27 protein-coding genes are annotated in these 26,494 nt (G+C 71.9%); 17 read left to right on the top strand and 10 right to left on the bottom strand.

Annotation, left to right across the window (positions count from 1 at the left end; translation table 11 throughout):
- The first annotated feature begins 88 nt into the window (after positions 1 to 88).
- The 3 genes from WMF46_RS25780 to WMF46_RS25770 all read left to right on the top strand — a co-directional run bounded on the left by WMF46_RS25780 (position 89) and on the right by WMF46_RS25770 (position 2,845).
- Entirely contained in the window at positions 89 to 451 is a 363-nt protein-coding gene (locus WMF46_RS25780; RefSeq protein WP_437540993.1) for a hypothetical protein, read from the top strand.
- Between the two features lie 172 nt (positions 452 to 623).
- Positions 624 to 1,622: an SDR family NAD(P)-dependent oxidoreductase gene (locus tag WMF46_RS25775; protein ID WP_437979624.1), complete on the top strand. Its 999-nt coding sequence runs from the start codon at positions 624 to 626 to the stop codon at positions 1,620 to 1,622.
- A gap of 77 nt (positions 1,623 to 1,699) precedes the next feature.
- A complete protein-coding gene (locus WMF46_RS25770; RefSeq protein ID WP_437979623.1) occupies positions 1,700 to 2,845 on the top strand; it encodes a DegT/DnrJ/EryC1/StrS family aminotransferase in 1,146 nt (381 codons plus the stop codon).
- Here WMF46_RS25770 and WMF46_RS25765 read toward each other — a convergent pair.
- Positions 2,834 to 3,544: a nucleotidyltransferase family protein gene (locus tag WMF46_RS25765; RefSeq protein ID WP_437979622.1), complete on the bottom strand. Its 711-nt coding sequence runs from the start codon at positions 3,542 to 3,544 to the stop codon at positions 2,834 to 2,836. The genes WMF46_RS25770 and WMF46_RS25765 overlap by 12 nt on opposite strands.
- A 189-nt stretch (positions 3,545 to 3,733) precedes the next feature.
- On the opposite strand from WMF46_RS25765, the gene WMF46_RS25760 reads away from it, so the two are divergent.
- A complete protein-coding gene (locus WMF46_RS25760) occupies positions 3,734 to 4,078 on the top strand; it encodes a hypothetical protein (protein WP_437979621.1) in 345 nt (114 codons plus the stop codon).
- Positions 4,079 to 4,088: 10 nt separating this feature from the next.
- A complete protein-coding gene (locus WMF46_RS25755; protein WP_437540984.1) occupies positions 4,089 to 4,457 on the top strand; it encodes a hypothetical protein in 369 nt (122 codons plus the stop codon).
- A gap of 27 nt (positions 4,458 to 4,484) precedes the next feature.
- Here WMF46_RS25755 and WMF46_RS25750 read toward each other — a convergent pair whose 3' ends face one another.
- Positions 4,485 to 5,222 carry a tetratricopeptide repeat protein gene (locus WMF46_RS25750; protein WP_437979620.1) on the bottom strand — a complete coding sequence of 246 codons (738 nt, stop codon included), beginning with the start codon at positions 5,220 to 5,222 and terminating at the stop codon, positions 4,485 to 4,487.
- Positions 5,223 to 5,395: 173 nt separating this feature from the next.
- On the opposite strand from WMF46_RS25750, the gene WMF46_RS25745 reads away from it, so the two are divergent.
- The 3 genes from WMF46_RS25745 (at position 5,396) to WMF46_RS25735 (ending at position 7,955) form a co-directional block, all read left to right on the top strand.
- Positions 5,396 to 5,812, top strand: a complete 417-nt coding sequence (locus WMF46_RS25745) for a tellurite resistance TerB family protein (RefSeq protein WP_437292677.1) — start codon at positions 5,396 to 5,398, stop codon at positions 5,810 to 5,812.
- Positions 5,813 to 5,933: 121 nt separating this feature from the next.
- Positions 5,934 to 6,791: a serine/threonine protein kinase gene (locus WMF46_RS25740; protein WP_437540980.1), complete on the top strand. Its 858-nt coding sequence runs from the start codon at positions 5,934 to 5,936 to the stop codon at positions 6,789 to 6,791.
- A gap of 48 nt (positions 6,792 to 6,839) precedes the next feature.
- Positions 6,840 to 7,955, top strand: a complete 1,116-nt coding sequence (locus tag WMF46_RS25735) for a pyridoxal-phosphate-dependent aminotransferase family protein (RefSeq protein WP_437979619.1) — start codon at positions 6,840 to 6,842, stop codon at positions 7,953 to 7,955.
- A gap of 63 nt (positions 7,956 to 8,018) precedes the next feature.
- On the opposite strand, the gene WMF46_RS25730 is transcribed toward WMF46_RS25735, so the two are convergent.
- On the bottom strand, positions 8,019 to 8,627 hold the full coding sequence (locus WMF46_RS25730) for an FKBP-type peptidyl-prolyl cis-trans isomerase (protein ID WP_437540975.1): 609 nt from the start codon (positions 8,625 to 8,627) through the stop codon (positions 8,019 to 8,021).
- Between the two features lie 122 nt (positions 8,628 to 8,749).
- Between WMF46_RS25730 and WMF46_RS25725 the strand changes: the two genes are divergently transcribed.
- From WMF46_RS25725 to WMF46_RS25705, 5 genes are all read left to right on the top strand, one after another.
- Complete coding sequence (locus WMF46_RS25725) at positions 8,750 to 10,600, top strand: hypothetical protein (protein ID WP_437979618.1); 1,851 nt, start codon at positions 8,750 to 8,752, stop codon at positions 10,598 to 10,600.
- A 15-nt stretch (positions 10,601 to 10,615) separates the two neighbouring features.
- Complete coding sequence (locus WMF46_RS25720; protein ID WP_437979617.1) at positions 10,616 to 11,662, top strand: matrixin family metalloprotease; 1,047 nt, start codon at positions 10,616 to 10,618, stop codon at positions 11,660 to 11,662.
- Positions 11,601 to 12,887, top strand: a complete 1,287-nt coding sequence (locus tag WMF46_RS25715; protein WP_437979616.1) for a hypothetical protein — start codon at positions 11,601 to 11,603, stop codon at positions 12,885 to 12,887. Before WMF46_RS25720 ends, WMF46_RS25715 begins: the two co-directional genes overlap by 62 nt.
- Before the next feature lie 441 nt (positions 12,888 to 13,328).
- A complete protein-coding gene (locus WMF46_RS25710) occupies positions 13,329 to 13,961 on the top strand; it encodes a TetR/AcrR family transcriptional regulator (RefSeq protein ID WP_437979615.1) in 633 nt (210 codons plus the stop codon).
- The gene (locus tag WMF46_RS25705) at positions 13,958 to 14,908 is read left to right on the top strand and encodes an alpha/beta fold hydrolase (protein ID WP_437979614.1); all 951 of its coding nucleotides are present in this window, start codon (positions 13,958 to 13,960) and stop codon (positions 14,906 to 14,908) included. Before WMF46_RS25710 ends, WMF46_RS25705 begins: the two co-directional genes overlap by 4 nt.
- A gap of 30 nt (positions 14,909 to 14,938) precedes the next feature.
- Here the strand turns inward: WMF46_RS25705 and WMF46_RS25700 are convergent, their stop codons facing one another.
- Genes WMF46_RS25700 through WMF46_RS25690 form a run of 3 tightly spaced genes read right to left on the bottom strand, consistent with a single transcriptional unit; the run spans position 14,939 to position 17,621 of the window.
- A complete protein-coding gene (locus tag WMF46_RS25700) occupies positions 14,939 to 15,868 on the bottom strand; it encodes an aldo/keto reductase (RefSeq protein ID WP_437979613.1) in 930 nt (309 codons plus the stop codon).
- A 57-nt stretch (positions 15,869 to 15,925) separates the two neighbouring features.
- Positions 15,926 to 16,759, bottom strand: coding sequence for an ABC transporter permease (locus tag WMF46_RS25695; RefSeq protein ID WP_437979612.1), 834 nt, complete (start codon positions 16,757 to 16,759; stop codon positions 15,926 to 15,928).
- A complete protein-coding gene (locus tag WMF46_RS25690; protein ID WP_437979611.1) occupies positions 16,752 to 17,621 on the bottom strand; it encodes an ABC transporter ATP-binding protein in 870 nt (289 codons plus the stop codon). The genes WMF46_RS25695 and WMF46_RS25690 overlap by 8 nt, the downstream gene beginning before the upstream one ends.
- Positions 17,622 to 17,890: 269 nt before the next feature.
- On the opposite strand from WMF46_RS25690, the gene WMF46_RS25685 reads away from it, so the two are divergent.
- A complete protein-coding gene (locus WMF46_RS25685; protein WP_437979610.1) occupies positions 17,891 to 19,117 on the top strand; it encodes a PAS domain S-box protein in 1,227 nt (408 codons plus the stop codon).
- A 76-nt stretch (positions 19,118 to 19,193) separates the two neighbouring features.
- Here the strand turns inward: WMF46_RS25685 and WMF46_RS25680 are convergent, their stop codons facing one another.
- Complete coding sequence (locus tag WMF46_RS25680; RefSeq protein WP_437979609.1) at positions 19,194 to 20,117, bottom strand: LysR substrate-binding domain-containing protein; 924 nt, start codon at positions 20,115 to 20,117, stop codon at positions 19,194 to 19,196.
- A 116-nt stretch (positions 20,118 to 20,233) separates the two neighbouring features.
- On the opposite strand from WMF46_RS25680, the gene WMF46_RS25675 reads away from it, so the two are divergent.
- The gene (locus WMF46_RS25675) at positions 20,234 to 20,497 is read left to right on the top strand and encodes a hypothetical protein (protein WP_437979608.1); all 264 of its coding nucleotides are present in this window, start codon (positions 20,234 to 20,236) and stop codon (positions 20,495 to 20,497) included.
- Here WMF46_RS25675 and WMF46_RS25670 read toward each other — a convergent pair.
- The 3 genes from WMF46_RS25670 to WMF46_RS25660 form a co-directional block, all read right to left on the bottom strand.
- On the bottom strand, positions 20,434 to 20,670 hold the full coding sequence (locus WMF46_RS25670; protein ID WP_437292665.1) for a hypothetical protein: 237 nt from the start codon (positions 20,668 to 20,670) through the stop codon (positions 20,434 to 20,436). The two genes, WMF46_RS25675 and WMF46_RS25670, sit on opposite strands and share 64 nt — an antisense overlap.
- Positions 20,671 to 21,318: 648 nt before the next feature.
- Positions 21,319 to 23,364, bottom strand: coding sequence for an OPT family oligopeptide transporter (locus WMF46_RS25665; RefSeq protein WP_437979607.1), 2,046 nt, complete (start codon positions 23,362 to 23,364; stop codon positions 21,319 to 21,321).
- Positions 23,365 to 23,684: 320 nt separating this feature from the next.
- Positions 23,685 to 24,368: a type 1 glutamine amidotransferase domain-containing protein gene (locus WMF46_RS25660; protein ID WP_437979606.1), complete on the bottom strand. Its 684-nt coding sequence runs from the start codon at positions 24,366 to 24,368 to the stop codon at positions 23,685 to 23,687.
- 219 nt (positions 24,369 to 24,587) lie between these two features.
- On the opposite strand from WMF46_RS25660, the gene WMF46_RS25655 reads away from it, so the two are divergent.
- Positions 24,588 to 25,502, top strand: coding sequence for a LysR substrate-binding domain-containing protein (locus WMF46_RS25655; RefSeq protein ID WP_437979605.1), 915 nt, complete (start codon positions 24,588 to 24,590; stop codon positions 25,500 to 25,502).
- A gap of 133 nt (positions 25,503 to 25,635) precedes the next feature.
- Entirely contained in the window at positions 25,636 to 26,490 is an 855-nt protein-coding gene (locus tag WMF46_RS25650) for an alpha/beta fold hydrolase (RefSeq protein ID WP_437979604.1), read from the top strand.
- Positions 26,491 to 26,494: the final 4 nt, after the last annotated feature.

Raw genomic sequence — 26,494 nt, 5'->3', positions numbered from 1 at the left:
CTTGACCGGGAGAACCTGAATGATCACGTGTGCTCGTCGACGCGGGCGGCCTGGATCGGCCGCCTTCCGACCTCGGACCTCGCTCCGCATGACCGCCAGCTTCCTCCTGCTCGCGCTGGTCGCCGGTTGCGAGAGCAAGATGGATCCCAAGGAGTGCGACAAAGTCCGCGGCGACGCCTTCGAGATGGTGAACAAGGCGCAGCACTGCAACACGGACCCCGACTGCCGTCAGAGCGAGTGGCCGGGCTGTGCGAAGCCCATCAGCAACGCGACCTTCGACAAGATCAAGCCCCTCTCGGAGAGCTACAAGACGGGCAAGTGCGAGGAGCCCAAGGTGGACTGCAAGGCCCCGCCGGACTCCTACTGCAAGCAGGGGCTCTGCGTGCACCGCGAGATCGGCACGCCGGAGGGGGCGGGCAACACGCCCACCGACCAGATCCAGATCCAGTGATCCCCGCCACGCCGTCCGCCAGCGAGCCCCGCGGGCCGCTGCGCGGCGGCGCTGGCCGCGCGCGGCGCCCGCCGGCCAGCGCCGCGCTCGGGAGTGCGCTGCCGGGCGCAAACGGGCGCGCCGCCTCGGTACGCGCTTGACGCGCGAACCCGCAGGGGCCACGGACGCGGCCGTGAGCGAAGGCTTCTATCGCGGCAAGCGCGTCGTGGTGACCGGCGCCGGCGGGTTCATCGGCAGCCACCTCGTCGAGGCGCTGGTCCGGGAGGGCGCGCGCGTGAGGGCGCTCGTCCGGTACACCTCGGGCTCGCGGCGCGGGCACCTCGACCGGCTCCCCGAGGACGTCCTCGCGCAGGTCGAGGTCGTCCCCGGCAACGTGGAGGACGCGGGCGCGGTCCGGTCGCTCGTGCGCGGCGCCGACGTCGTGTTCCACCTCGCGGCCCTGATCGGGATCCCGTACTCGTACGTGGCCCCGCAGCAGTACGTGGCGACCAACGTGCAGGGCACGCTGAACGTCCTCGAGGCGGCGCGCGAGCACGGCGCGCGCGTGGTCCACACGTCGACGAGCGAGACCTACGGCACCGCGCGCTACACGCCGATCGACGAGGCGCACCCGCTGACCGGCCAGTCCCCGTACTCGGCCACGAAGATCGGCGCCGACAAGCTCGCCGAGAGCTACTACCTCTCGTTCGGCCTCGAGGTGGCGACCATCCGGCCGTTCAACACCTACGGCCCGCGGCAGTCGTCGCGCGCGATCATCCCGAGCGTGATGCAGCAGCTCGCCGCGGGCAGCGCCGCGCTCCGCATCGGCAGCACCGCGCCGGTGCGGGACCTCAACTTCGTGACCGACACCGTCGCCGGCTTCCTCCTCGTCGGATCGAGCGCGCGGGCCGTGGGGCAGACGCTCAACGTCGGGAGCGGGCGCGCCATCTCCATCGGCGATCTGGTCCGCCTCATCTTCGAGGTGACGGGCAAGCGCGCGGAGCTCGTGACGGACGAGGCCCGGGTGCGCCCCGACGCGAGCGAGGTCATGGTGCTGCTCGCGGACTTCCGCCGCGCCGCGGAGCTCGTCGGCTACGCGCCCCGCGTGACGCTCGAGGAGGGGCTCGCGCGGACATACGCCTACGTCGAGCGTCACCTCACCGATTACCGGCCGCGCGAGTACGCGATCTGACGCACGCCGCCGCGCGGCCGGGGGCCAGCGCCTCGCGCGCCCTCTCCGCGAGGCGCCCGCTGGATGGATGGAAGACCATGTGGAAGATACCTCTCAGCGATCTCTCGTTCGGGCCTGAAGAAGCCGAGGCCGCGCGGCAGGTCGTCGCGTCGGGCTGGTTGACGATGGGGGAGCGGACGGCGCAGTTCGAGCGGGAGCTCGGCGAGGCGCTCGGCACCCCGAGGGTGCTCGCCGTGACGAACTGCACCGCCGCGCTGCACCTCGCGTACACCGCGCTCTCCGTGGGCCCCGGCGACGAGGTGATCTGCCCGAGCCTCACGTTCGTGGCGACCGCCAACGCCGCGCTCCTGTGCGGGGCCAACGTGGTGCTCGCCGACATCGTCGGCGACGACGACCTCGGCATCGATCCCGCCGACATCGTCCGCAAGATCACCCCGAGGACGCGGGCGATCACGGTCGTCCATTACGCCGGCTACCCTTGCGACATGGACGCGATCTGCGCGATCGCGGCCGAGCGTGGGCTCGCGGTGGTCGAGGACGCGGCGCACGCGCCGCTCGCGAGCTACCGGGGCAGGGCGCTCGGGACGCTGGGGGACGTCGGCTGCCTGAGCTTCTTCTCGAACAAGAACCTCGCGGTCGGCGAGGGGGGCGCCGTGATCGCGAAGGACGACGCGCTCCACGCGCGCATGCGGCTCCTCCGCGCGCACGGGATGACGACGCTCACCCTCGATCGGCACAAGGGGCACGCGTTCACCTATGACGTCGTGGACGCGGGCATGAACTACCGCATCGACGAGATCCGCAGCGCCATCGGCCTCGTGCAGCTCGGCCGGCTCGCGGCGGGCAACGCGCGTCGGCGCGCGCTCGTGGCGCGCTACCACGAGCGCCTCGCCGGGGTGCGGGGCCTCGGGCTGCCGTACAGCGACTTCTACGCGCGCGGGCTGGGGGAGAGCGCGCACCACCTCATGCCGGTGCTCCTGCCCGAGGGCACCTCGCGCGAGGCCGTGATGGAGGCCATGAAGGCGCGCGGGGTCCAGACGAGCGTGCACTACACGCCGATCCACCGCTTCTCGCACCACGGCGCCTCCGACCGGGTGCGCAAGGACGGGCTCGCGCGGACGGACGCGATCGCGGGCCGCCAGCTCACGCTGCCGCTCCACCCGCGCATGGCCGACGCCGACGTCGACGCCGTGTGCGAGGCGCTCGCCGCGTCAGTCCGGTAGGTACCGCTGCCGGTTCTTCTCGAACTCGTCCTGCGCTTCGGCGAAGTCGTCGCTCCTTCCGATGTCGAGCCAGTGGCCCCGGAAGGGGAAGGTGGCCACCGGCTCGCCGGCGCCGAGCAGCGCGTGCATCAGGTCGTCGAACCCGAACGGCCGGCCCTCGGGGATGAAGCGCAGCACGCCGCGGCTCATCGCGTAGATGCCCATGCTGACCCAGAACGTGTAGGTCGGCTTCTCGCGGAAGCTGACGACGCGCCCCTCGGGGCCGAGGTCGAGCACCCCCAGGTCGATCTTCGAGGCGCGCTCGCAGACGGCGACGGTGAGCGGCGATCCGGTCGACTCGGCCGTCCGGTGGAGCGCCGTGAAGTCGAGATCGCTGAGGATGTCGCCGTTCATCACGAGGAAGCGCTCCGGCAGGTCCCGCTCGATGACCCGGAGCGGACCCACGGTCCCGAGCGGCGTGTCCTCGCGCTGGTAGGCGATGCGCAGGCCGTATCGGCTCCCCTCGCCGACGACCGCCTCGATGAGCGCGGCCTGGTGGCCGACGCACATCACGACGTCGGTGACCCCCGCCCGCGCCAGCTGCCGGAGGAGGATCTCGACGATCGTGTGATCCCCGATCGGCATGAGCGGCTTCGGGATAAGGGCGGTGTAGGGGCGGAGCCGGGAGCCTTTGCCGCCGGCAAGCACGACTGCCTTCATGCGATGACGTATACCCACGCGCTGCCCGGAGGGGTGACCATTCCGCAGAATTTCACCCTCGCCCGGCCCGCGGCGTCCTCTCCGATTGACTCTCTTCGGGCTGCTCTATTACTGGTTGGAGAGCGTCCCGCGGCAGGTCAGCCCCGGCGTGGGGCGATTCACCCCTCACAGGCGACTTGGGCAGCAATCATGACGATGGTACCTCCGTCCCGTACCCCCGCCAGGAAGCGCCGGAAGCTCGGATATCGAGGCAGCGGCACCTTCGCCATGTGCAGCGCCGGCCCGCACCCGGGCGGTCCGCTGTTCCGGCAGCTGTGCACGCTCGCCGACCGCTTCAACGCGTGCGAGGACGATCCGGCCGCGGCGCAGATCGGGAGCGTGCTCTCGCTGCTCGCCCTCTACGCGACCCAGCCGAACGACCGGGATTTCCGGTTGCCGTTCGGCTCCTTCGTCATGGATCTCGCCCTCGCCGACGAGGCGCGGGCGCCGGGCGCCGGGCCCGTCCCGTACGGGCGCCCGCTGCTCGCTCGCTGACCTGGGCTTCATGAGCACGCGAGAGCTACCGACACGACCAGCGGGGCGCAGCAAGCGGACGGCATCGGCCTCGGTGGTGCTCATCGTGAGCGCCAGCGAGCAGCTCGCGGAGCGTTGCCGGCGGCTGGTCTTCGTCGAAGGCGCCGACCTGCTCGCGTGCGATCTCGTGTCGCTGCGGGGCAGCGCGGCATGGCTGAACCCGCTGGCCATCGTGATGACCCAGGACGTGCGGGCGTTCGATCCGGAAGGGTTCATCGAGCTGTCGCGGCGCATCGGCGCCGAGCTCGTTGTGCTCCCCTCCGAGAACGTGTCGGACACACAGCTCACCGCGATGATCACGGCGGCGCTGGACATCGCCCAGCGCCGCCGGACCGACTGACGGCGAAGAGCGGCGGTCGAGGGCGCGTCAGTCGCGCGGCGGGAGGACGTCGCCGGACCGGCTCGCCCGCAGGCACCCCTCGTCGAGGCCCAGCTTGCACGCCTTCGTGAACAGCTCGACCGCCTTCCGGTCGTCGCGCTTCACGCCCTCGCCCTCCGCGTGGAGATGTCCGAGCTCGACGCAGGCGGGGGCGTTCCCGCGCTCGCAGACGCGCTGGAACAGCGCGGCCGCGCGCCCGGGATCGGCGCTCGCGCCCTGGCCGTGGAGGTAGGCCCTGCCTGCCGCGAGGCATCCGAGGTTCGCGCCCGCGTGGCATGCGCGCGCGTGCCAGTAGAGCGCCGCCTCGTCCGCCTCGCTCGCCCCGGCGGCGCCGTCCGCGCGCGCGAGCCGATCGTGGTAGGCGTCGCCGAGCCGCAAGCAGCCGCGCGCGCTCCCCTCCGCGCACGCCTTCTCGAACAGCGTCATCGCTCGCTCCGCGTCGATCGAGACGATCGCTCCGCCCAGGTACATCGATCCCAGCGTCACGCAGTCCTCGATCTGGTGGTCGGCGCAGCCGTTCGTACAGCCGACGAGATCGTCCGCCTCGCAGGGCAGCCGCAGCGGCGGCGGGGCCGCCTCGGCGCTCGCCGTGGCTCGCGGCGTCGCCGCGCGCCCCTCGGGCGCAGGTCGGCCCGGATCGGCAGGGCGCCGCGCCGCGGTCGCGCTGCTGCAGCCGCAGAGGAAGAGCGCGCCGAGGAGCGACTGGGCGAGTTCGCGCACGTGCATGCTCGAACTCATGACACACAGGGAGCGCTCTCCCAATGCCGCCCCCTCGGGCGCATTCAACCCCGGCGCGTTTGCCCCGGGCGCGCGCGTTTGCCCCGGGCGCGCGGGGTGCAGGGGACGCTCCAGGGCTGGTCCCGCGCCGGGCCTCGGTGTACACGGAGACGATGCCCCAGATGAGCCCTCCTCCGCTGCAAACGCTTGATGAGCCGAACCTCGAGGCGCTCGTCGAGCTGATGTTCCTTGCGGCGTTCGCCGACGGCGAGTTCAGCCCGGAGGAGAAGATCCATTTCGCCCGGAGCGTAGAGTCGCTCACGGATCGACGGATCCCGCAGAGCACGATGGACACGCTCCTCCAGACCGTGGTGGAGCAGCTCCACAAGGAGGGCCGCGCGGCCCGGCTCGCGTCGCTCAAGGAGCGGCTCGCCAGCCCGCAGGCCCGGAAGGTCGCCTTCTTCCTGGCCGCTCAGGTCGTGGTCGCCGACGGGATCGTCAGGAGCAGCGAGCGTGAGCTCTTGCTCGACGTCGCCGCGGCGCTCGAGCTCGATCAGGCCGAGGCCGCGGAGATCGTGCGGAAGCTCGCCGCTTCATGAGCGGCCGGCCGCCCTCGGCGCGCCGCGTGCGGGGGGACAGGGGCGCCCCCTGCGTCGCGAACGCGGGCCGCGCGCGGCGGGGTGAACGGGCGCCAGCGTTTTCGGTTACGATGGGCTCGCCGTGACCTGGTCCTCCACTGGCAGTTTCCTGATCCCGTTTCCGGTGCCGGGCTCAGCGCTGACCTCCACCCGGGGGACGTACGTGATCGGGGCGCTCATCGGCGACGGGCAGTATGGCTCGGTGTACGAGTGCAGCGGCCCGTTCGATCAGGTGTACGCCCTGAAGATGCTGCGGCCGGCGAACAAGCCCTACCAGGTCGTCAAGGAAGAGTGGTCGCGCGAGATGCTCCGCCTGGAGAGCTTCCGCCACCCCAACATCGTCTACATCCACGACGCGTTCGAGGTGAACTACCTGTTCTACCTGGCGCTCGAGCGGTGCGACACGAGCCTCCGGGCGCTGCTCGGCGCCCCGTTCCAGCCGCCGCTGCTCCTGGAGCTCGCGCGTCAGCTGCTGATGACGCTGCAGTACCTGCACGACAACGGCGTCGTGCACGCCGACCTGCACGCGGGCAACGTGCTCATCTCCCAGCTCGACCACAGGCCGCTCGTCAAGCTCACCGACTTCGGCGTGGCGCACCAGCTCGACGGCGTCACCCGCTGGTTCCGCCCGCAGGTCGCGAACCCGAAGATCCTCGTGCCGGAGCTCGTGACGGCGGGCTACACGACGACGCAGAGCGACCTCTACCAGCTCGGCCTGCTCATGTACCAGATGCACACCGGGCAGCCGGCCATCGACGTGAACGTCGCCTACGAGGAGATCACGCGGCAGATCGCCGAGGGCACCCCCCGGCAGAAGGCCGAGGCGCTCGGCACGCCGCTGAGCCAGGTGATCGCCAAGCTGCTGCGCCGCCGCGACGCCTACCGCTACCACTGCGCGCGCGATGTCTGGGACGATCTGCGCCAGCTCCGCTGGGCGTAGCGCAATCTCCGCTGCGTCCCGCGCGCGTTCCGGGCTAGATGTCGCGGCATGATCGCCGCCGAAACGCCACGCGTCGTCTCGCTCACGCCCGCGGTCTTCCACCTGCCGGACGCGGTGAACCAGGTCTCCCGCACCTACGGGGAGAGCCCGATCGTCCCGCGTGGTCCCCGGCTCCGGCCGCTGCTCGACCGGGCACGGCACGGCATCGTCGAGGCCCTCGGCGCGCCCAGCTACGAGGCCATCCTCCTCACGGGCTCGGGATCGACCTCCATGGCCGCCGTGCTCGGCTCCTGCTTGCGGCGCGACGAGCGGCTCCTCGTCGTCCGGAACGGCGCCTACGGCGACCGGATCTTCGAGTACGCCGCCACGCTCGGCCAGCCGGTCGTCGACATGTGCCTGCCCTACGGCGAGCGGCCGGACCTCGCGAAGATCGAGGCCATCCTGGCGGCGGACGAGGTCGACGCGGTGGCCATGGTGTACGGGGGCACGTCGACGTGCACGTTGAACCCCTTGCCCGAGGTGGGCGCGCTCGCCCGGAAGTACGGCAAGAAGCTCCTCGTCGACGGCATCAGCGCGCTCTTCGTCGAGCCGCTGGCCCTCGAGGGCTCAGGCATCGCCGCCGTCATGGGCTCGTGCAACAAGGGCCTGCACAGCCACCCGAACCTGACGGTGGCGCTGGTCCGGAAGGACCTGCTCGCCGAGATGGAGCGGATCCCCGCGCGCGTCCCGAGCCTGGAGCTCCACAAGATCTGGCGCGCCCAGCAGGGCGGCGCGCACCCCTACACGATCGATCCGATGAGCCTCTGCCAGGTGATCGCGGCGCTCGATCACCTCGCCGCCACCGGCGGCGTCGCCGGGCGTCACGCCGTGTACCAGGCGCGCTGCGCGATCCTGCGCCCCGGCTACGAGCGCCTCGGGCTGACGATCGCGCGCTGGGAGAACATGCCGCTCCAGTCGATCGGGACGGCGCTGCACATCCCGGCCGGGCGGACCTACGACGAGATGGCGAGCCGGCTCGCCAGCGAGCCGGTCGATGGGCACGTGTTCGAGATCTACGCCGCCCAGGGGAAGCTCTCGGACCGGCTGTTCCGGATCTTCCACATGGGCGAGTACCCGCTCGAGGCCTACGAGATCTTCCTCAAGGCGCTCGCGCGCGTCGTCTGAGCGCGGGGCGCGCGGCTCACTTCGCGCGGGGCCCGCGGCTCTCTTGGCGCGGCCGCCTGCGGCTCACTTCGCCTCCTTGGGCGCCTCCTTCTTCTCGGCCGGCGCGGCGGGCTTGTCGCCCTTGGCCGCCTTGTCGCCCGCGGGCTTGGCCGCCTTGTCGGCCGTGGTCTTCCCGGCCTTGTCGTCCCCGGCCGCGTCCTTCGCCGCGTCGCCGACGCCGAGCAGCTCGATGTCGAAGACCAGCGTCGCCTTGGCCGGGATCTTCGGCGGGCTGCCCGCGTCGCCGTAGCCGAGGCGGGAGGGGATCGTGAGCTTGCGCTTGCCGCCCACCTTCATCCCGGCAACGCCCTGGTCCCAGCCCTTGATGACCTCCGACGCGCCGAGCGTGAACTCGAACGGCTCGCGGCCGACGGAGGAGTCGAACTCGGCGTTGTTCTTCAGCAGGCGCCCCGTGTAGTGGACGCGGACTTTATCGCCGTCCTTCGCCTCCGGGCCGGTGCCCACGACGGTGTCTTCCTTGATGAGATCGGCGGGCTCCGGCTCGGCGGGCTTCACCACCGGCACGGCGCTGCCCGGCGGCAGATCCGGCTCGGGGACCTTCTCCTCGCAGCCCGCGACCGGGCCGAGGAGGACAGCGCAGGAGATGGCGATGACGATGTGGAGGGGCTTCATGGCGCCACGTCTTACGCACCCGGCGCTGGGCGATCAACGGTCACCCGACGCGCCCGGGGGCTTCCCGGCCGTCCGGGTTTCCGTTGCAGCGCTCCGGCCCGCGCGGTTAGGGTGCGGCCACCTTGCCTCGCGCGTTCTCCGTCGCTGCCCTGGCGATCGCCGAGGGGGGCGCCAATGCCGTTGGCGCGGTGCGCTTCACCTGCGCCGAGGCGGAGCTCGAGGTCGAGCTGGTCCGGGTCGCCGGCTACGCCGAGGGGTTCGCCCTGGGCGCCGTGGCGGCGCCGGTCCGCTTCGGGGTGCCCTACACCGCGATCCGCGGCCTTTTCCGGCGCGGCAAGGCGCTCTGCGTGGCGCTCGATCCGTCCGCGTGCTCGCCGCACAACTGCTTCGTCCTCGCGCGCTTCGAGGGCGATCTGCCCGGCGTGCCCGGCGTGACCTCGCCGGCGGCGATGGAGGCGATGGAGAGCGCCTACCGCGCGCGCCTCAACGCCCGCATGGCGAGCTGGATCGCGCCGGCGCCGCTCGGCGTGCTCGCGGCCGCCCTGTCCCCCGACTATCTCGCGAGCGGCCCGCTCGGGACCGCGTCGCTCGCGTGCCTGGTCGCGCTCGCGACCTGGCTCGCGCTGCGCTTCGTCGCGCGGCTCGCGACCTGGGGAGGGCCGCCCTCGGACCGCCTGCGCGACGCGCTCGTGGCGGAGATGTCGAGCCGCATGGGCTTCGCGTCGGAGCGGCTCGCGGCCGCCCTGTCCCCCGGCTCGCCGGCTGCGCCCGTGTTCGCGCCCCGCCCGACGCCGCTCGGCGAGCGGCCGGGGCGCGAACCAAGGCGCGGCGTCGAGGAGGGGATCGACGCGCTCCCGCTCCGGGCCCGCGTGCTCGTGCCCGCGGCGCTCGCGGTGATCGGCATCGTGGCGACGATGGCGTTCGTGCAGCGGTTCGCGGCGCCCCGCGATCAGCGGCCGGCCGAGCGGCAGGCGGCGCGCGGCGTCGGGCAGGCGACCCGCGGAGCCACCGCCGCGCTCCGCGCGGGTGAGGTCCGGGAGCGCGTCGAGCCGTCGTTCCCGCACTGCCTCTGCGATCGCGCCGACTCGCCGCTCTGGCGGGCGGGGGTGCCGATCCTCAGCCTGCTCGGATCGACCGGGCCGGACGACGGCGCCGGCGTGATCGCGCCGATTCTGCGGAGGGACCGTGCGGACGACGACGCGGAGAGCGAGGCCGGCGCGGGGCAGGGCGGCGCCGCCGGGGAGCCGGGCGACGCCGGGGCGGAGCCGGGCGACGCGGGCCGGGACGGCGGCGCGACGCGGCCGGCGCGCGGCCGCTACGACTTCGAGCTCGCGGTCGTGAACAACAGCGGCGCGCCCGTCAGCGACTTCCGCGTGCTGCTCACGTTCGCGCGGCGCGATCGCCGCGGCGAGCGCGCCGGCATCACCGAGCGCGGGCTGTTCTGGGAAGGCGCGCTCGGGCCGGGGCGCGCGGTGAAGTGGCACGTCGAGGCGCCCGGGACGGAGGTGAAGATCGAGCCGGGCGTGACGGGCATGCTCGACGGCGAGACCGGGGTGGCGTCGCCCGACGCCTTCTTCCAGCTGACGCGCGCGCGCTACCGCGTGGTGCGCATCCACGCGGCGATGATGCTCGCCTGGCTCCGCGACCCGCGCGCCCGCGACGCGCTCGTGGCGCTCATGCCCGCCGCGCCCGCGGAGGAGGCGATGCTCGGCCGGATCCGGCGCGCGACGGCCGATGTCATCCCGTGCTCGGCTGCGGTCGTCGAGGGGCGGCTGCGCGCGTGCCTCTTCAACGGCGGCGTGAATCCCGTGCGCGGCGTGACGCTGCGCGAGGTCGCGGCGGGCGAGGGCAGCGCGCCGCGCTCCTGGCCCGTCGCGGCGACCCTGCCGGTGCACGAGGGGGTGGAGGTGACGCTGCCCCTCGAGGGGAGCGCGGCGCCCGAGGAGCTCGAGGTGGTCTCGCAGGACCGATGAGCCGATGATGGAGGGATGAAGAGAGGCTTCAGGGCCGCGCTCCCCCTTGTCGCCCCGCTCGCCGCCGCGCTGGCGCAGCTCGCGGGGGCCCGCGATGCCGCCGCGTGGGCGCCGCTCGATCTCGATGTCGTCCCCCGCTGGCGCGCGCTGCCGGCCCGCTACCACATCAACGGGGGGACGATCCCGGGGCCGCTCTCCAGCTTCGCCGCCGCCAGCATCGAGGCCGGCTTCGCGGCCTGGTCGAGCCCCGGATGCACGGCGTGGGAGGTCGAGCTCCTCGGCGACACGGGCGACGGCTACGACTTCGACGACGGCAAGAGCGTGTTCCTCTGGATCAGCGACAGCTGGCCTGGCGAGCTCGGGCAAGCCGACTCGGTGATCGCCGTCACGATGCCGGTATGGGATGCCGACGGTGTCATCGGCGAGGCCGACATGATCTTCAACGACGTCGGCTTCTGCTGGAACGACACGGGCGATGGAGACTGCATCGATGTGCGATCGATCGCCACGCACGAAGAAGGGCACTTCCTCGGCCTGGGTCACACGAACGTGCGCGGCGCGACGATGCTGGGGTTCTACCCGGGCGGCACGTCGGCGCGCACGCTCGAGGACGACGACATCGAAGGGGTCTGCGCCCTCTACCCGATCGCCGGGACGAGCGCCGCGAGCTCGGGCGGCGGCGGCTCCGGCGCGGGCGCGACGGCGGCCTCGGGCGGAGCGGGCGGCGCGGCGTCGGGGGGCGAGGACAGGCCGAAGAGCGGCAATGTGGACGAGGCCGAGGGCGACGCCGGCTGCTCCTGCTCGGGCGCTGGTCAGCCGCCGATCGCTCCCGGCTTGCCGATGACGGCGCTCGGCGCGCTGCTGGCCTTCTGGCGCCGGCGGCCGCGCCGGACCCTGCGCGAGCGGCAGCGATCGGGCGGGGTGGGAGAGCGCGCCCCCCGCGTTGTCGCGCGGACGGGTGCGCTTTACAACCCAGCGCAGCCGGGGCAAACGTCCCGCCATGCCCGAGCCGAGCACCGCAGCGTTCGAGGCGGAGGTCGCGCGTGCCCTCCGCTCCCTTGAGGCCGACAGCTCCGTTTCCGCCCTCGATCCGCTCGGCGATCCGGCCGGCGCGGCGCGCGCCCTCTCGGCGGAGGGCGGCGGCGCGCCGCTGATCCTCCGGGTGGCGCCCGAGCTTGGCGCGCTGCGGCGGGAGCAGGGTACAGGCTTCGGCCCGGCGCCGCGGGACCCCGTATGGCTCCGGATCGAGCGCGGCGCGAGCGTCCTCCGGCTGGCGCCGCTGAGGCTCGCGGGCGGGGCCGGGGAGGGCACGGCCGAGCCTCGCGACGCGGTGGGCGTTCAGGTGATCTCGGAGCGGCGCCCATGCTGCGGCGCCCCCACGTGCACGCGCGAGCGGACCTACGTCGCCGCCTGGCTCGTGCTCGCCGCGCCCGTGCCTGCGCGCGCCACGGCGGCGCGCGCCACGGCGGCGCGGCGCCTGCTCGTCGCCGAGGCGCAGGATCTCGAGGCCGCGCCGGCGGAGGCGCTCGTCGAGGCGGTGGCGGCGCCGCTCGCGGCCGCGCTGGGCGTCCCGCTGGAAACGGCGCGGGGGACCGAGCCGCCCGGCGCCATCGCGCCGCGGCCCCTCCCGGAGCCTGCCCCGACTCCGCCGCCAGCGCTGCCGGCCGCCGCGCTGTCGCGGTTCGCGATCCGGAGCGAGGGCGAGATCCTCGTCTTGCGGGACCACGCGAGCCACGGCCCACGCGGCTCGGCGGCCCGCAACGCGCTCATCGGGGCCGCGCTGCTGCTCGGCGCGCTCGCGCTCTGGATCCAGGTCATGCGGAGCGTCTCCGCGGGCGACAGCGGCATCGCCATCGGCGTCGGCAGCGCCGCCGCGCTGCTCTCGCTCGCGGGCTACGCCTTCCTGGGCGTCGCCAGGTTCTCGTCCCGTTATGCGGCGCGCTCCGCACCGGTCGTGTCGTTCGGCCCGGGCCGCTTCGTGGTGGCCCCCTGGGTGAGCCGCACCGGCGCGATCGACCTGCGCCCCGAGGGCCGGCTGGGGGCGGCCATCTCCGCCGGGGAGGTCCGCGATATCCGCGTGCTCCCGCGCGACGACCGGTTCGCTGTCGAGATCGAGACCGACCACGGGCCCATCGACGCCCTCCTCACCGAGCGCGAGGACGTCGCGCGCTACTGGCAGGACGCGATGGATCGCGCCGTCGCCTCGGTGCGCCACGCCGGCGGCCCTTCCGCCAAGCAGCGCCTCCGGGCGCGCGCCCAGGCGCAGCAGGCGCCCGCGGCGGGCTGAGCCCTACCGGCGATCGTCGCCTGCGCGGGGGACGCAAAAAGATGTCCGGCGCGGCGCCGCTCGAACGTCGTAGGGGCGGACGCTCTTGACTTAGGCGGATGCTCTTAACCTGGGTCGGACGCACTCTCGCTCGCCCTCGCCCCTCGTTGCCTCTCGCTCGCCCTCAACCTGGGTCGGATGCCCAGACGGACACCCTCAACCTGGGTCGGATGCCCAGCGGTCCTCAACCTGGGTCGGATGCCCAGCGGTCCTCAACCTGGGTCGGATGCCCAGCGAGCGTCCTCAACCTGGGTCGGATGCCCAGCGGTCCTCAACCTGGGTCGGATGCCCAACCTCGGTCGGTTGGACGGGACGCCCTTAACCCCGGTGCGCGCCGGGCTGTTGCGCGCCGAGCTTAATTCTCCTTGTACGCCGCTCTTTCCCATGTAATGAACTCGTTCAGTGAACGAGTTCATTCAAAGACCCGGCCGGCGCGACGCCCAGAAAGACGCGACGCGCGCCCGGATCCTCGAGGCCGCGCGCGACCACTTCGAGCGCCACGGCTTCGAGGCCGCCAACGTCCGTGCCATCGCCGCGGACGCGGGCGTGGCCGCCGGCACGGTCCTCCTCCACTTCGCCGACAAGCGCGACCTGCTCCACGCCGCGCTGTTCGACGACCTCGCCGCCACCGCGGCCGAGGCCGTCAGCGACGAGGAGCCCGGCTCCCTCGAGCAGCGGCTCCACCGGCTCGGGGCCGCCTTCTTCGCGTACTACGCCCGCCGGCCCGCTCTCTCGAAGACGCTGCTCCGCGACGCCCTGTTTGCCGACCCGCCCTGGCAGGCCCGCTTCACCGAGCAGGTCGCCGCCGTGCACGGCCGCGTCGTCGAGCTCTTCAACGCCGCCCGCGCGCAGGGGGAGGTCGCCGACGACGCCGACCCCGCGCTCTTCGGCGTCGCCTTCTTCTCCTTCTACTACTTCGCGCTGATCGCCTGGGCCCAGGGCGCGCATCCGTCGCCCATCGCCCTGCTCGATCGGCTCGTCGCTCAGCACCTCTGCGGCCTCCGCCCCGCAGCCAACGTCAGGAGGGCTCGATGACGTCATCCATCATGTTCCGCAGTCCAGAGGCGCGCGCGCGCATCGCGGCGTGGTTCGACAGGTTCCACGAGAAGCTCCCGGTCCCGACCCGATCGCGCGAGATCTCCACCCGCTTCGGCGCCACGCATGTCCTCATCGCCGGCCCCGAGAACGCCCCGCCGCTCGTCTGCCTGCACGGCGCGCTCGCCAGCTCCGCGCACCTCATGCCCGAGCTCGGCCCGCTCCTCGCGCGCTACCGCGTCCACGTCGTCGACGTCATCGGCCAGTCCGTCAAGAGCGCCGATGTCCGCCTGCCGATCGACGGGCCCGCCTACGCCGAGTGGCTCACCGACGTCCTCGACGCGCTCGGCCTCGCGCGCGTCCACCTCCTCGGCGTGAGCTGGGGCGGCTTCGCGGCTCTGCGCATGGCCCAGGTCGCGCCCGCCCGCGTCGACCGGCTCGTCCTGATCGTGCCGGCGGCCCTGGTGTCGGGCTCGGCGTGGCAAGGCCTCACACGCATCGCGATCCCGATGGCCCTCTACCGCGCCTTCCCCTCGGAGGAGCGCCTCGCCCGCCTCGTCTCCGGGCTCTTCTCCACGCACGACGACATGTGGTGCTCCTACTTCGGCGACGCCGTGCGCAGCTACCGGCTCGATTTCCGCCCGCCGCCGCTCGCCACGCCCGCGTCCCTCGCCGGGTTCACGCGGCCCGCGCTCGTGTTCGGCGCCGACGACGACGTGAGCTTCCCCGGCGCGAAGCTGCTCGCGCGCGCGAAGGAGCTCCTGCCGCACGCCCAAACCGAGCTGCTCGAGGGGTGCCGCCACTCGCCCCCCACCGACGACGCCTTCCGCGCGCGGCTCTGCGAGCGGATCTCGCGCTTCCTCGGGAGCGACGCCGCTCGTGACGCCGCCGACGCCGACGTCGCGCCGCCCCCCGCGCCGCCCGGGCTCGCCGCGCCGGTCGCGTGACCGCGCCGCGCTCCCGCCTGCGAGCGCCCCTCAGTGCCCCGACACGTCGTCGACCTGCGCGAACGCCTGGATGAGGCGCTCGCGCGCCCGCGCCGACAGCGGCGGCGCCTCGATCGAGCGCACGTTCTCCAGGAGGTGCTCCACGCTGCTCGTCCCCGACAGGATCACGTGCGCCCCGGGCTCGTCCCTGCAGAAGCGGTAAGCCGCGTCCGGGAGCGACGAGGCGCCCTCTCCTTCCAGCAGCCGGTCCAGCCCCTCCTCGCCGAGCTCGGGCGACACCTTGCCCCGCGCCGCCAGGTCCGCGAGCAGCTCCCGCAGCCGATCGGGCCGGCTCAGCGCCCGCCGGACCGCGAACATGATCAGCGTCCCGATGTCCTTCGCCCGCGTCAGCGGGAACACCCGCGCCCGCGCCGACTGGTTCAGGAGGTTGAACCCGACCATCACGACGTCCCACACATCGTCGCGGAGCGCCTGCTCGAGCGTCGCGTGCGTCGGATCGGCGGCGAACGCCTCCGTGATGCCGAGGAAGCGGATCTTGCCCTGCTCGCGCAGGCGCAGCAGCACGGGGACGATCCGCTCGCGCAGATCGGCGTACTGATCCGGCAGCACGCCGTGCAGATGGTAGATGTCGACGTGATCCGTGCCGAGCCGCTCGAGGCTCGCATGCAGCGACGACACAACGTCTTCCGGCCGCAGCGGCGCCTCGAGGCGCGTCGTCTTCTTCGTCGAGAGCACCACGCGGTCGCGCGGCACCTCGCGGAGCGCCTTGCCGATGAGCCCCTCGGTCCCGTACGCCTCCGCCGTGTCGATGAAGTTCACGCCGCGCTCGATGGCCGCACGGACGAGCCGGAGCGACTCGGCCTCCGCGATGCGCCCGGACCCGAGCCGGCTGTCGCCGCCCGCACCCAGGCCGAGCACGCTGACCTCGAGGCCGGTCCGGCCCAGGATGATTCGATTCACGATGGTCCTCTCCCTCGATGAACGGTGATCGTCACGGCGCCCACGCGGGGCCTGGGCTCACTCCTTCGGGGCGACCTTCCACGACGTGAACCGCCGCTCGACGCGCATGAGCAGGTGATTGAACGTCAGCCCGAGCGCCGTGATGGTCAAGATGCCGACATACATGCTCGGGATCTGGAAATTGTATTGCGCGTAGATGATCAGGTATCCGAGCCCCGCCTTGGCCCCGATCATCTCCGCCGCGACGAGGACGAGCAGCGAGTACGCGCCCGCCAGGCGGATACCCACGAAGATCGTCGGGACCGCGGCCGGCAGGATGACCTTGCGGAACAGCTGGAGCGGCGACAGCCCCATCGTGCGCGCCGACTTGATGAGCAGCGGATCGACCCCGCGCACCCCGCTGATCGTGTTGAGCAGGATCGGCCAGGTGCACGAGTAGATGACGAGCGCGATCTTCGAGGACTCCCCGATCCCGAGCAGCAGCAGGAACACGGGCAGGAGCGCGAGCGCCGCCGTGTTGCGCAGCACCTCGAGCAGCGGGTTCAGCGCGTCCGCCACGCCCTTGTACCACCCGATCGCGAGCCCGAGCGGCACGCCCACCGAGATCGCCAGCGTGAAGCCGACGAGAGAGCGCGACAGGCTCGCCTTGATGTGGCTCAGGAGCTGCCCGTTCTGGAGCAGCTGCCACCCTGTCCCCAGCACCTCGGAGAGCGGCGGAAGGAACGCCCCCTCCACGAGGCCCACCCGCGGCGCCGTCTCCCACAGTGCGGCGACCGCGAGGAGGATCCCCGACCGCGCAATGGCGCGGCCGAGCCACCGCGCCGCGTCGCCCACGAGCTGCCCTTGCTGCGACTCCTCGGGCAGCGAAATCGATTGCTCCAGGCTAGCCATTGACCGCCACCACGCCCGCCACGGGGCGGCTCTCCGCCGCGCGCTTCTGCCGCTTGCTCCGCTCGTGCTCCTCGGCCTTCAGCACCTCCTCGCGCAGCAGCGTCCAGATCTCGTGCCGCAGCCTGCCGAACTCCGGCGTCGACCGCGCGTCCTCATAGCCCCGGATCTCCTCCGGGACATCGATGACCCGCTTCACCCGGCCGGGCCGGGACGTCATGATCGCGACCCGCTGCCCGAGGAACACCGCCTCGTCGATGCTGTGCGTGATGAACAGGATCGTCTTGCGCGACTTCTCCCAGATCCGGAGCAGCTCCGCCTGCAGCGACTCGCGCGTCTGCGCGTCCAGCGCCGCGAACGGCTCGTCCATCATCAGCACCTCCGGGTCGTAGGCGAGGCTCCTCGCGATGGCCACCCGCTGCTTCATGCCGCCCGACAGCTCGTGCGGATACCGATCCTCGAAGCCGGAGAGGCTGACCAGATCCAGGTAATCCTGGGCGATCTCCTTGCGCCGGCTCTCCGGGATGCCCTTGGCCTCGAGCCCGAACTCGACGTTCTCGCGCGCCGTCCGCCACGGGAACAGCGCGTACTGCTGGAACACGATCCCTCGATCGAGGGCCGGGCCCGTGATCGGCTTGCCGTCGAGCAGGAGCTTGCCGCTGCTCGGCTTCGACAGGCCGCCGAGCAGATCGATGAGCGTCGACTTGCCGCACCCGCTCGGCCCGACGAGGACCATCAGCTCGCCGGCCCTCACGTCGAGGTTGAGGTCCTCGATGGCCGTGAACCGCGCGCTCTCCTTGGCGCCCGCCGGCCCCTTGACGGCGAATGTCTTGCTCACATTGTGGAACTGGATCTTGTTGCTCATGGCTCCTCCTGCTCCCGAACCTTGACGAGGGAGCCCCTCACGAACCGCCGTTGAGCACGCCCCGTACCAAGCGTGAGCCGGCTTCCTGGACGCAAATCCGCTATAACAGATGGCGTCCTGCTGCTGGAGCAGCAGGCGCTTGCTCACGGAGTGTTGCTACAGCAACAGTGGATCCGTCCTTACGAACCTGGGGCGCTCTGCAGACTGTCCGACGAAGACGAATGGCAGTTATTTCGACGTGCGCGAACGCCCCGGGTAAATTTCACCCCATGACCGCCGCCACCACGTCATGGGCAGAAGTCGACGCCGAGAAACTCGCGGGAAAGCGCGCACGCCTCTTCGAGCGAGCGCCGGTCGCGATCGTCCAGTACGGCAAGGAGCTCACGATCGAGGACTGGAACGGCGCGGCCGAGCGCCTGCTCGGCCACGCGCCGAAGGAAGCGCTCGGCCAGCGCGTGGACGAGCTCCTGCCGGCGTCCGGCAGCCCCGATGCGTGGCGGCAGCTCCTCGCGGAGGACGGGGCGGCCCCCCGGGTGTGGAGCCACGTCAGGAAGGACGGCGCCGTGGTGAGCGTCGAGTGGCGCCACGAGCGCATCCTCGACGAGCATGGAGAGAGCATCGGCGTCGGCGTGTTCGGGCAGGACGTGACGGAGCGGACCGAGCAGGCTCGCCGCCACCATCAGAGAGAGGTGATCCTGCAGGCCATCACGCAGTCGCTCCCGATCATCGTCTGGGCCATCGACCGCGAGGGGATCTTCACGTGCCACGAGGGCAAGGCGCTCGAGGGCATCGGGCTCCAGCAGGGCGCGCACATCGGCAAGAACGTGTTCGACCTCTACGCGAGCAACCCGCACGGGTGCGAGGTGCTGCGGCGGGCGCTCGCGGGCGAAGCGAGCCATTCGGAGTCCCTGACGCACGGGGTGTTCTGGGACAACTGGGAGGTCCCCATGCGCGACGAGCAGGGCGAGGTGTCCTCGGTCGTCGGCTTCACCCTCGATATCAGCAAGCCAAAGAACACAGAGCAGGAGCTCCGGGCCAGGCTGGAGCTCATCGAGCGGCAACAGCGGGTCATCCGCGACCTGTCGACTCCCATCATCCAGGTGTGGGACGGCGTGCTCACCCTGCCGATGATCGGCGTGCTCGACAGCGCCAGGACAGCGGAGGTGATGGACACCCTGCTCGACGCGATCGTCCGCACGGGCTCGCGCTTCGCCATCCTCGATCTCACCGGCGTCGAGCTTGTCGACACGAAGACCGCGAGCTACCTCCTCGATCTCGTCGCCGCGATCAGGCTGCTCGGCGCCGAGGGCATCGTCGCGGGCATCCGCTCGACCGTCGCCCAGACCATCGTCAGCCTCGGGCTCGATCTGGCCAACATCACCACCCTCGGGAACCTCCGGGCGGCGCTCCAGTACTGCATCCGTCAGATGGGCAAGGAGCGCGCGGCCGGCGCGGCGCACCCTTCGCTCCAGGGCGCTGCTCCGCGGCCCCTGTGACAGCGCCGCGCGGACGACCGCTCCGGCGCGGCGCTCCCTCGGCTCCCCTGCGATCCCTCACGACCGCCGCGCTGGCTCACGGCTTCCGCGGCGTCGGCTTCGCCGTCTCCGCGGCCCCCATCGCCCTGGCCAGCGCGTCGACGACGACGCGGACCGCGGCGCGCGCGGGCGCGGCGTAGACCGCGAAGCTGGCGCGCTTCGAGGCGCCGTACTCCGGCAGCACGCGCCGCAGCTCGCCGCTCTCGAGCTGATCCTGGACGACGTAGTCGGGGAGGTTCGCCAGGCCGACGCCGGCGACCGCGGCGTCGCGCAGCGTGATCGTGTCGCTGGAGCGGAACGTGCCGCTCACCGGGACGACGCGCTCGCCCTCGGGGCCCACGAGCGTCCACCGGGCGACAGGATCGAGGTTGAGCGTGATGCAGTCGTGGTCGGCCAGATCCTCGAGGCAGCGCGGCGTCCCGTGGCGCCGCAGGTACCGCGGGCTCGCGCAGAGCACGCGCAGGTCGTCGGCGAGCCGCCGCGCGACGAGGGAAGCAGGGGAGATCTCGGCGGCCAGGCGCACCGCCACGTCGATGCGCTCGGCCACCAGATCGACGATGCGGTCGGTGAGGTCGAGATCGATGCGGAGCTCCGGGTACCTCGCGCGACAGGCCAGCACCGCGGGCGCGACGCGGATCGAGCCGAGGACGGTGGGCGCCGAGATGCGCAGCGTCCCGCGCGGCGTGCCGTCGAGATCCGCGACCGCCCGCTGCGCCTCCTCGATGTCCGAGAGGATCCGGTCCGCGCGCTCGGCGTACAGGTTCCCCGCCTCCGTGAGGCTCACGCGGCGCGTGGTGCGCCGGAGGAGCTGCGCGCCGAGGCGCTCCTCCAGCCGCGCGATCTGCTTGCTGACCGACGACGACGTGAGCCCGAGCGCCCTCGCCGCCGCCGAGAAGCTCTGCCGCCGCGCCACCTCGAGGAACGCCCTCATTTCACCGAGGTGACCGCCCGCCGGCTCCATCCCATTCGTTCCTTCCGCGACGCAATCCTCGTCGGCGGGCCAGCATTATCATACGCGCGTCCAAGATCTAGTTTCCTGGAGCGCGAGGCGATCGCCTCGCCGCGAAGGAGGCATTCATGCTCACGCAGGCTCGCGGGCACACGGGCGTCGCGCTGCTGCTCTTCATCCTGGCCGCCACCCTGGTCGCAGATCGGCTCGCGGCGACGCCCCCGGCGCAGGGCGGGTCGACCCCGCCGGGCGCGCGGTACGACCTCGCGCAGATCGAGCCGCGGGGGCGCGCGAACGACGGGCCGCGCGCCCCCGGCGTCCCGGCGGCTCAGGCCACCCGATCGATCGCCCCCTCCACGCCCTCCTGCTTGGAGCAGTGCGCACAGCAGTAGAACGCCCCGCCGGCCTCGATGCCGTGCCCCACGATGCGGCAGGCGCAGTGGGCGCACACGGGCGCGAGCTTGTGAATCGCGCACTCGAAGCAATCGAAGGTGTAGCTCGTGCCGCTCACCATGATTTGAAATGCCTTGTCGTAGCTGTTGCCGCAGCAGTCACACGTGTTCATGCAAACCTCTCGACGGTTAGGGGACGACGTTGCGCCGCGCGCCGAGCGCGGCCGGCCCTCGCGATCACCCCGGGCTCCTTGGGTGGCTGTCCCGGCGCCGGCGGGTCTTCGATCTCCGGAGAGGGTTCTCCGGGCGCTGGTGGAGGGGGCGGGGGGGTCCCGACGCGCCGGCTCGCCAGGATCGGGATCGCGCCGCGGGGGCTCGCGCGGCGCCGGATCCTGCACCGGCGGACCCCGTCCGGGATCGCCGACGGGCTCGGGGTTGGGCGTTCCTCGGGAGGGGGGCGCATTCACCGGCATGGACGGTTCTTTCCTCGCGCGTCCTTGGCTGACCTCGTGTTGACGCGGTGCAAACAAGGCTGCATGAACCGCGCCACGAGCGCCTCCGAGCGGAGCGGCTCGACAGCGCGACGTGCTGTGCCCGAGCGGTCCTGGTACGCGCTCGCCGCGGCCCTCCACGGCGCGCATTCCTGTCACAGTGAGGCGCGGCTGCATGGCTGGGGCCGGCGCGGCGAGCCGCCCACGCATCTCCACCTCCGCGTGCGCTCGCACGGCGAGGCGCCGCCCCCAGCACGCCCGCGCGCCGGATCGGGCTCAGCAGGCGGCCGCGAGCGAGCCGGATGGGCCCGCCCGTCGACCGCCAGCGCTTCACTTCGGGAGGAACTGAAGGATCTGTCCGAGCGCCTTGGTGAGGCTCTCGGCTTCCAGCACGTCGGGCAGCACAAGCACGCCGAGCACGCTGAGGCCGATGCCCATCAGCGAGCCTCCGGCGATCACGCCCGCGCAGATGGCCTCGGTGTTCTCCGCGGCGAGCGCGTACCAGGGCCGCGCGGGCGGCGCGTCCGAGCGTCCGCCCGGCGCCGTCTCGCTGAGCCGTGTCTCCTGCTCGCGCTTCTTGCGCCAGAGCGCGGCGCGCCGCTCGAGCAGCCAGAAGAGGAACGAGCCGAGGAACATCGACCAGATATCGGTGAAGTTCAGGATGAACGCGAGCCCCAGGGCGACCGCGGAGAGGGGGAATCGGTTCTTCGTGACCTGCCTCGTGATCTCGACGAGGATCCCGACGATCGCCCCGACCACCACCGCGGACTTGGCCGTCGGGTGGAGGAAATCGAGCCCCTTCATCAGCACCTCGGCGACGGCCTTCCACGTGAGCGCGCTCGGGACCGGCAGCCGCTCCGTCCCGTAGCGGCCGATGTCGCCCTGGATGAGCACGAAGTACCAGACGGGCACCGAGAGCACGAGCCCCGCGACCGTCCCGAGCACGTGCCCCATCGCCTGGTGGCGCGGCTTGCCGCCGAGCATGTAGCCCGGCTTGATATCCATCAGCAGGTTCGCCGTGTTGCTCGCGACCTCGGCGGTGATCCCGGCCGTCATCAGGTTCGTCGTGATGTTCTTCGGCGCGAGCGCGCCGTAGGTGAGCTGCGTCAGCTTGCCGAGCGCCCCGGTCGGGGTGATCGCCGTGATGCCCGTCGAGTTGACCGCGATGAGCGAGAAGATGAAGACGAGCGGGATCGCGAGCGCCCCGAGCCACCAGGAGATCCCGAACCAGAGCTGTCCGAGCACCACGATCACCGCGCCGACGACGGGTATGCCGATGATCGACAGCTTCACCGGAAGCTCGATGTCCGCGAGCACGTCGGTGGCTCCGCCCTTCTTGGTGAGGCCCTTGAACGCGTCGATGATCACCTTGGGCTTGGAGAAGAAGGCGTAGAGAGAGGACGTCGTCATGCACGCGACGCCGCCCCACAGCGCCCAGAGGGTGATCGCCCCGAACCCGAAATGCCCGTTCTTCGGCAGGATGATCCCGCGCTCGATCAGCAGCGGGGCGAGGATCCAGTAGTTGAGGACCCCGCCGAGGAGGAGCGACACGCCGGTCCGGATGCCCATCAGGCCGCCCGTGGCGACGAAGATGATGCTCGTGTCGAACCGGATGGTGAGCTCGTTCAGGGGGGTGCCGCGGATGGCCGGCGAGAGGCCCCAGCGCTTGAGCAGATCGGCGAAGCCTCCGCCATAGAGGAACTCGTCGTAGTAATGCGGGATGTTCTTGAGCGCGAAGAGCGCGCGCATCACCTTGTCGTCGCGGAGGAGCTCGAGCGCGGCGCTCAGGAGGCCGCCGCCGAGGAGGAGCTTCGCCTTGAAGAGGCCCTCCTTCTCGTCGCTCTCGTGCAGCGCGTCCATCACGACGCCGGCGGCCATCCCCTCGGGGAAGGGCTGCTGCTCGTCGTTGATGAAGCGCTTCTTCATCGGGAAGGCGAAGAGCACGCCCAGGATGGCGAGGACGAACATCCAGATCATCGCCTGGCCCATGGGGATGATCGTCGTCGTGACCATCGAGTAGGCCGCGAGGCTCGTGAAGAGCGGCGCGTTCATGTATCCGGCCGACGTCGCGATGGACTGCATCGCGTTGTTCTCGAGCACGGTCATGTCGCTGCCGAGGCCGACCCTGGAGAGCACCTTGAAGAGCCCGAAGGCCAGGATCACGCTCGTGATCCCGACGCCGAGCGACCAGCCGGTGCGCGCGCCGATGTACAGGTTCGTGAGCGACAGGAACGCGCCGAGGAGCATGCCTGTGATCGCCGAGCGCCACGTCAGCTGGGGCATGTCGCCGCGGTAGACGTTCTTCAGCCACCATGCGTCCTTCTCTTCGAGCGACATGGTGTGAACCTGCTCTGGCGTGAGCTGTTTGATGGCCATTGCGCGGCGACCTCCTCGCACCTTGTACCATGGTGGGCGACGCGCCGCGCATCTCTTCGGCGAGCGCCTACGGCGCAGATCTCGCCGATTTCCCGTTCGCGCCATCGCCCCCGCGCCCCGCCGCCGATCCCGGCGAACCCATGCTGCGACGGAATTGCTGGCCCCGTGTCACGAGGCTCGCGCCTGTCGGCGCCGTTCGCGGGCGCGGCCGGAGGCTGCCTCGCCTCCGCGGAGCGCGCCTGTCTTCCTCAACGTCGCACCGGCTCCGATACCCGCTCTCGGACCTCGCCGCGCAGTGAGCGCATCGGGGGCACGACCCCTCAACGCGCCTCGGGGCGGAGCAGGCGGACCATCGCCTCGGCGACGCCCGCGGCCGACGCGGGGTTTTGCCCCGTCACCAGGCGCTCGGCGACGACGACCTGCTCCTGCCACGGCGCTGCAGGTTGGAAGAGCGCGCCGCGCTCGACGAGCCGATCCTGGAGCAGGAACGGCACCACGGCGTCGAGCTTCACCGCCCGTTCCTCTTCGTTCGTGAACGCGCTCACCGGCTTGCCGGCGACGAGGTACTGTCCCGACGAGAGGCGCACGTTCACGAGCGCCGCGGGCCCGTGGCACACGGCGCCGACGACGCCGCCGCGCTCGTAAATGCTCGCGGCGATACGCGCGAACGCCTCGTTGTCGGGGAAGTCCCACATCGTGCCGTGCCCGCCAGCGAAGAAGATCGCGGCGTAGCGAGACGGGTCGACGCTGGCCGCCGGCATGCTGTCGTGGAGGCGCCCCGCGAGCGCGCCGCCGTCGAGGAACGGAGCGCTGGCCGGTTCGGGCTTGTCGATGCCGTCGAGCGGCACGCGGCCGCCGCGCGTCGAGGCGAAATCGACGGCGATCCCCGCCTTCGTGAACTCCGCGTACGGGTGCGCGATCTCGGGCAGGTAGGCGCCGGTGCTCTCCCCGGTGGCGCCCTTCTTGTCATGGCTGGTCATGGCGATGAGCACTCGCTGATTCATCTCGTTCTCCTCGGCTTGCGTTTGGGTCGGGTGAGCGCTGTCGGGCGTTGTGCCGCCCGCGCACCCGGATGAGACGGCGAACAGGGCGGCGAGCAGCGTGGTCAACGCCGCGCGGCGCCCGCTGTGACGATCCGGAACGGTCATACCCAACACCTAGGCTCTCCGGCGCGAGCCCGGTAGACGACGACAGGGCGAAGCATTTGTACTAGGGTGTTGAGAATGGTCGCGCCTTCGCTCGCCGGCACGCTCCCGAACGTCGAGGCGTTCTGCCGCACCTACGAGACGGGGAGCTTCACCCGCGCGGCGCGTAGGCTCGCCGTCACGCCGCAGGCGACGAGCCGGAGCGTCGCGCGGCTCGAGCGCAGGCTCGGCGTGACGCTCTTCCGGCGCACCACCCGGAGCCTCGCGCCGACCGACGAGGCGCGCCGCTATTACGAGCTGTGCACCCAGGCGCTCGCGCTCCTGTCCGCGGGGGAGCGCGAGCTCGCGAGCGAGCGCGCCTCGCCCGAAGGGCTCGTGCGCATCAGCGTCCCGACGACGTATGGGCACCACCGTTTGCTCCCGGCGCTCGGCGTGTTTCGCGAGCGCTACCCCGGCATACGCGTCGACATCCACGTGTCGAACCAGAACGTCGACTTCGTTCGAGAGGGGCACCACCTCGCGATCCGCATGGGAGCGATCGCCGACAGGACGCTCGTCGCCCGCAAGCTCGGCGACTTCGCGCTCGGCGTTTACGCGAGCAGCGGCTACCTGGCCCGCCACGGCGCGCCGCGCTCGCCCCCCGATCTCGCGAAGCACACGTGCATCGCGTTCCAGATGCCGCGCTCGGGTCGGGCGCTCCCGTGGGTCTTCCACCCCGGCCCGACCACGCTCGTCCCCGACGCCCACTACCGGTGCTCGGAGGACGTGCTCGGCATCATCGGCCTCGCGCGCGCCGGCGTCGGGCTCGTGCAGACGTACGACTTCCTTGTCGAGGACGACGTCGCGCGCGGCACGCTGGTGCAAGTGCTCGTGCCGTTCCGCGGCGCGAGCCGGCCGTTCTCGCTGATCCACCCGAAAGGCACCGTCCTGTCGCCCGCCGCCCGCGCGCTCAAGGCGTTCGTCATCGAACGCGAGGCGGCGCGCGTGAAGTGAGGGCACGAGCGCGGCTCGCTGCTTCACCATCGCCTATGCCAACCCGAGTCGAGCCGCCCGCGCCAAGCGGGATCGGGCTGTGTTAACCTCGGCTCGAGCCGGCGCCTGTCATCCGATCCGGGAGGACCTCTTCGTGACCACCACGACGCATGCCGTCACCGTCCCCGACTGCGGGCCTGCCGATGTGACCGTCGCTGCCCACGGCGAGGGGCGGCCGATCCTGCTGCTCCACGGCGGCGCCGGGCCTCAGTCGGTGGACCGCTTCGCCCAGACCCTCGCAAAGCGCGAACACGCCCGGGTGATCGCGCCCACCCACCCAGGCTTCCGCGGCACCCCCCGACCGGAATGGCTGGACAGCGTCCCCGCCCTCGCCCGGCTCTACCGCGCCCTGCTCGATCAGCTCGACCTCACCGAGGTCACCGTCGTCGGCAACTCCATCGGCGGCTGGATCGCCGCCGAGCTCGCGCTGCTTGGCAGCCCCCGAATCCACGGCATCGTCCTCGTCGATGCCGTCGGCATCCACGTCGCCGACCAGCCCGTCGCCGACGTGTTCGGCTTGCCCAAGGGCCAGCTCGCCGAGCGTAGCTACCACGACCCGGCGCGCTTCCGCATCGACGTGTCCCGCCTGAGCGAGGCGCAGCGCGCCGCAATGGAGGCTTCGATCGCCAGCAACTTCGCCGCGCTGCGCGTCTACGGCGGCAGCATGACCGACCCGACCCTGCGCTCCCGGCTGTCCGCCATCACCCTTCCCACCCTCATCGTCTGGGGCGACAGTGACCGCATCAGCACGCCCGACTATGGCCGCGCTTACGCGGCGGCCATCCCCGGCGCCCGCTTCGAGCTCCTCGCCGACACTGGCCACCTCCCGCAGATCGAGAACCCCGAAGCGTTGCTCACCCTGGTCTGGAGCTTCGCCGTGATGGCAACGACGATGGCGCTTCGCTGGATGGATACGACGAAGCCAGAGGATGCGGCCGACTGCCGATAGCGCA

The sequence above is a fragment of the Sorangium sp. So ce117 genome, from assembly GCF_051524395.1.
GTDB classification, from domain to species: Bacteria; Myxococcota_A; Polyangia; order Polyangiales; family Polyangiaceae; genus Sorangium; species Sorangium cellulosum_B.
The sequence above is the reverse complement of the archived record's forward strand: the minus strand, read 5'-3'. Positions and strand labels throughout refer to the sequence as shown.

Coding starts and splice junctions, on each gene's coding strand:
- WMF46_RS25780 (WP_437540993.1), top strand. CDS start 89: ATGACCGCCAGCTTCCTCCTGCTCGCGCTGGTCGCCGGTTGCGAGAGC.
- WMF46_RS25770 (WP_437979623.1), top strand. CDS start 1,700: ATGTGGAAGATACCTCTCAGCGATCTCTCGTTCGGGCCTGAAGAAGCC.
- WMF46_RS25765 (WP_437979622.1), bottom strand. CDS start 3,544: ATGAAGGCAGTCGTGCTTGCCGGCGGCAAAGGCTCCCGGCTCCGCCCC.
- WMF46_RS25760 (WP_437979621.1), top strand. CDS start 3,734: ATGACGATGGTACCTCCGTCCCGTACCCCCGCCAGGAAGCGCCGGAAG.
- WMF46_RS25755 (WP_437540984.1), top strand. CDS start 4,089: ATGAGCACGCGAGAGCTACCGACACGACCAGCGGGGCGCAGCAAGCGG.
- WMF46_RS25750 (WP_437979620.1), bottom strand. CDS start 5,222: ATGCACGTGCGCGAACTCGCCCAGTCGCTCCTCGGCGCGCTCTTCCTC.
- WMF46_RS25745 (WP_437292677.1), top strand. CDS start 5,396: ATGAGCCCTCCTCCGCTGCAAACGCTTGATGAGCCGAACCTCGAGGCG.
- WMF46_RS25735 (WP_437979619.1), top strand. CDS start 6,840: ATGATCGCCGCCGAAACGCCACGCGTCGTCTCGCTCACGCCCGCGGTC.
- WMF46_RS25730 (WP_437540975.1), bottom strand. CDS start 8,627: ATGAAGCCCCTCCACATCGTCATCGCCATCTCCTGCGCTGTCCTCCTC.
- WMF46_RS25720 (WP_437979617.1), top strand. CDS start 10,616: ATGAAGAGAGGCTTCAGGGCCGCGCTCCCCCTTGTCGCCCCGCTCGCC.
- WMF46_RS25715 (WP_437979616.1), top strand. CDS start 11,601: ATGCCCGAGCCGAGCACCGCAGCGTTCGAGGCGGAGGTCGCGCGTGCC.
- WMF46_RS25705 (WP_437979614.1), top strand. CDS start 13,958: ATGACGTCATCCATCATGTTCCGCAGTCCAGAGGCGCGCGCGCGCATC.
- WMF46_RS25695 (WP_437979612.1), bottom strand. CDS start 16,759: ATGGCTAGCCTGGAGCAATCGATTTCGCTGCCCGAGGAGTCGCAGCAA.
- WMF46_RS25690 (WP_437979611.1), bottom strand. CDS start 17,621: ATGAGCAACAAGATCCAGTTCCACAATGTGAGCAAGACATTCGCCGTC.
- WMF46_RS25685 (WP_437979610.1), top strand. CDS start 17,891: ATGACCGCCGCCACCACGTCATGGGCAGAAGTCGACGCCGAGAAACTC.
- WMF46_RS25680 (WP_437979609.1), bottom strand. CDS start 20,117: ATGGAGCCGGCGGGCGGTCACCTCGGTGAAATGAGGGCGTTCCTCGAG.
- WMF46_RS25675 (WP_437979608.1), top strand. CDS start 20,234: ATGCTCACGCAGGCTCGCGGGCACACGGGCGTCGCGCTGCTGCTCTTC.
- WMF46_RS25670 (WP_437292665.1), bottom strand. CDS start 20,670: ATGAACACGTGTGACTGCTGCGGCAACAGCTACGACAAGGCATTTCAA.
- WMF46_RS25665 (WP_437979607.1), bottom strand. CDS start 23,364: ATGGCCATCAAACAGCTCACGCCAGAGCAGGTTCACACCATGTCGCTC.
- WMF46_RS25660 (WP_437979606.1), bottom strand. CDS start 24,368: ATGAATCAGCGAGTGCTCATCGCCATGACCAGCCATGACAAGAAGGGC.
- WMF46_RS25655 (WP_437979605.1), top strand. CDS start 24,588: ATGGTCGCGCCTTCGCTCGCCGGCACGCTCCCGAACGTCGAGGCGTTC.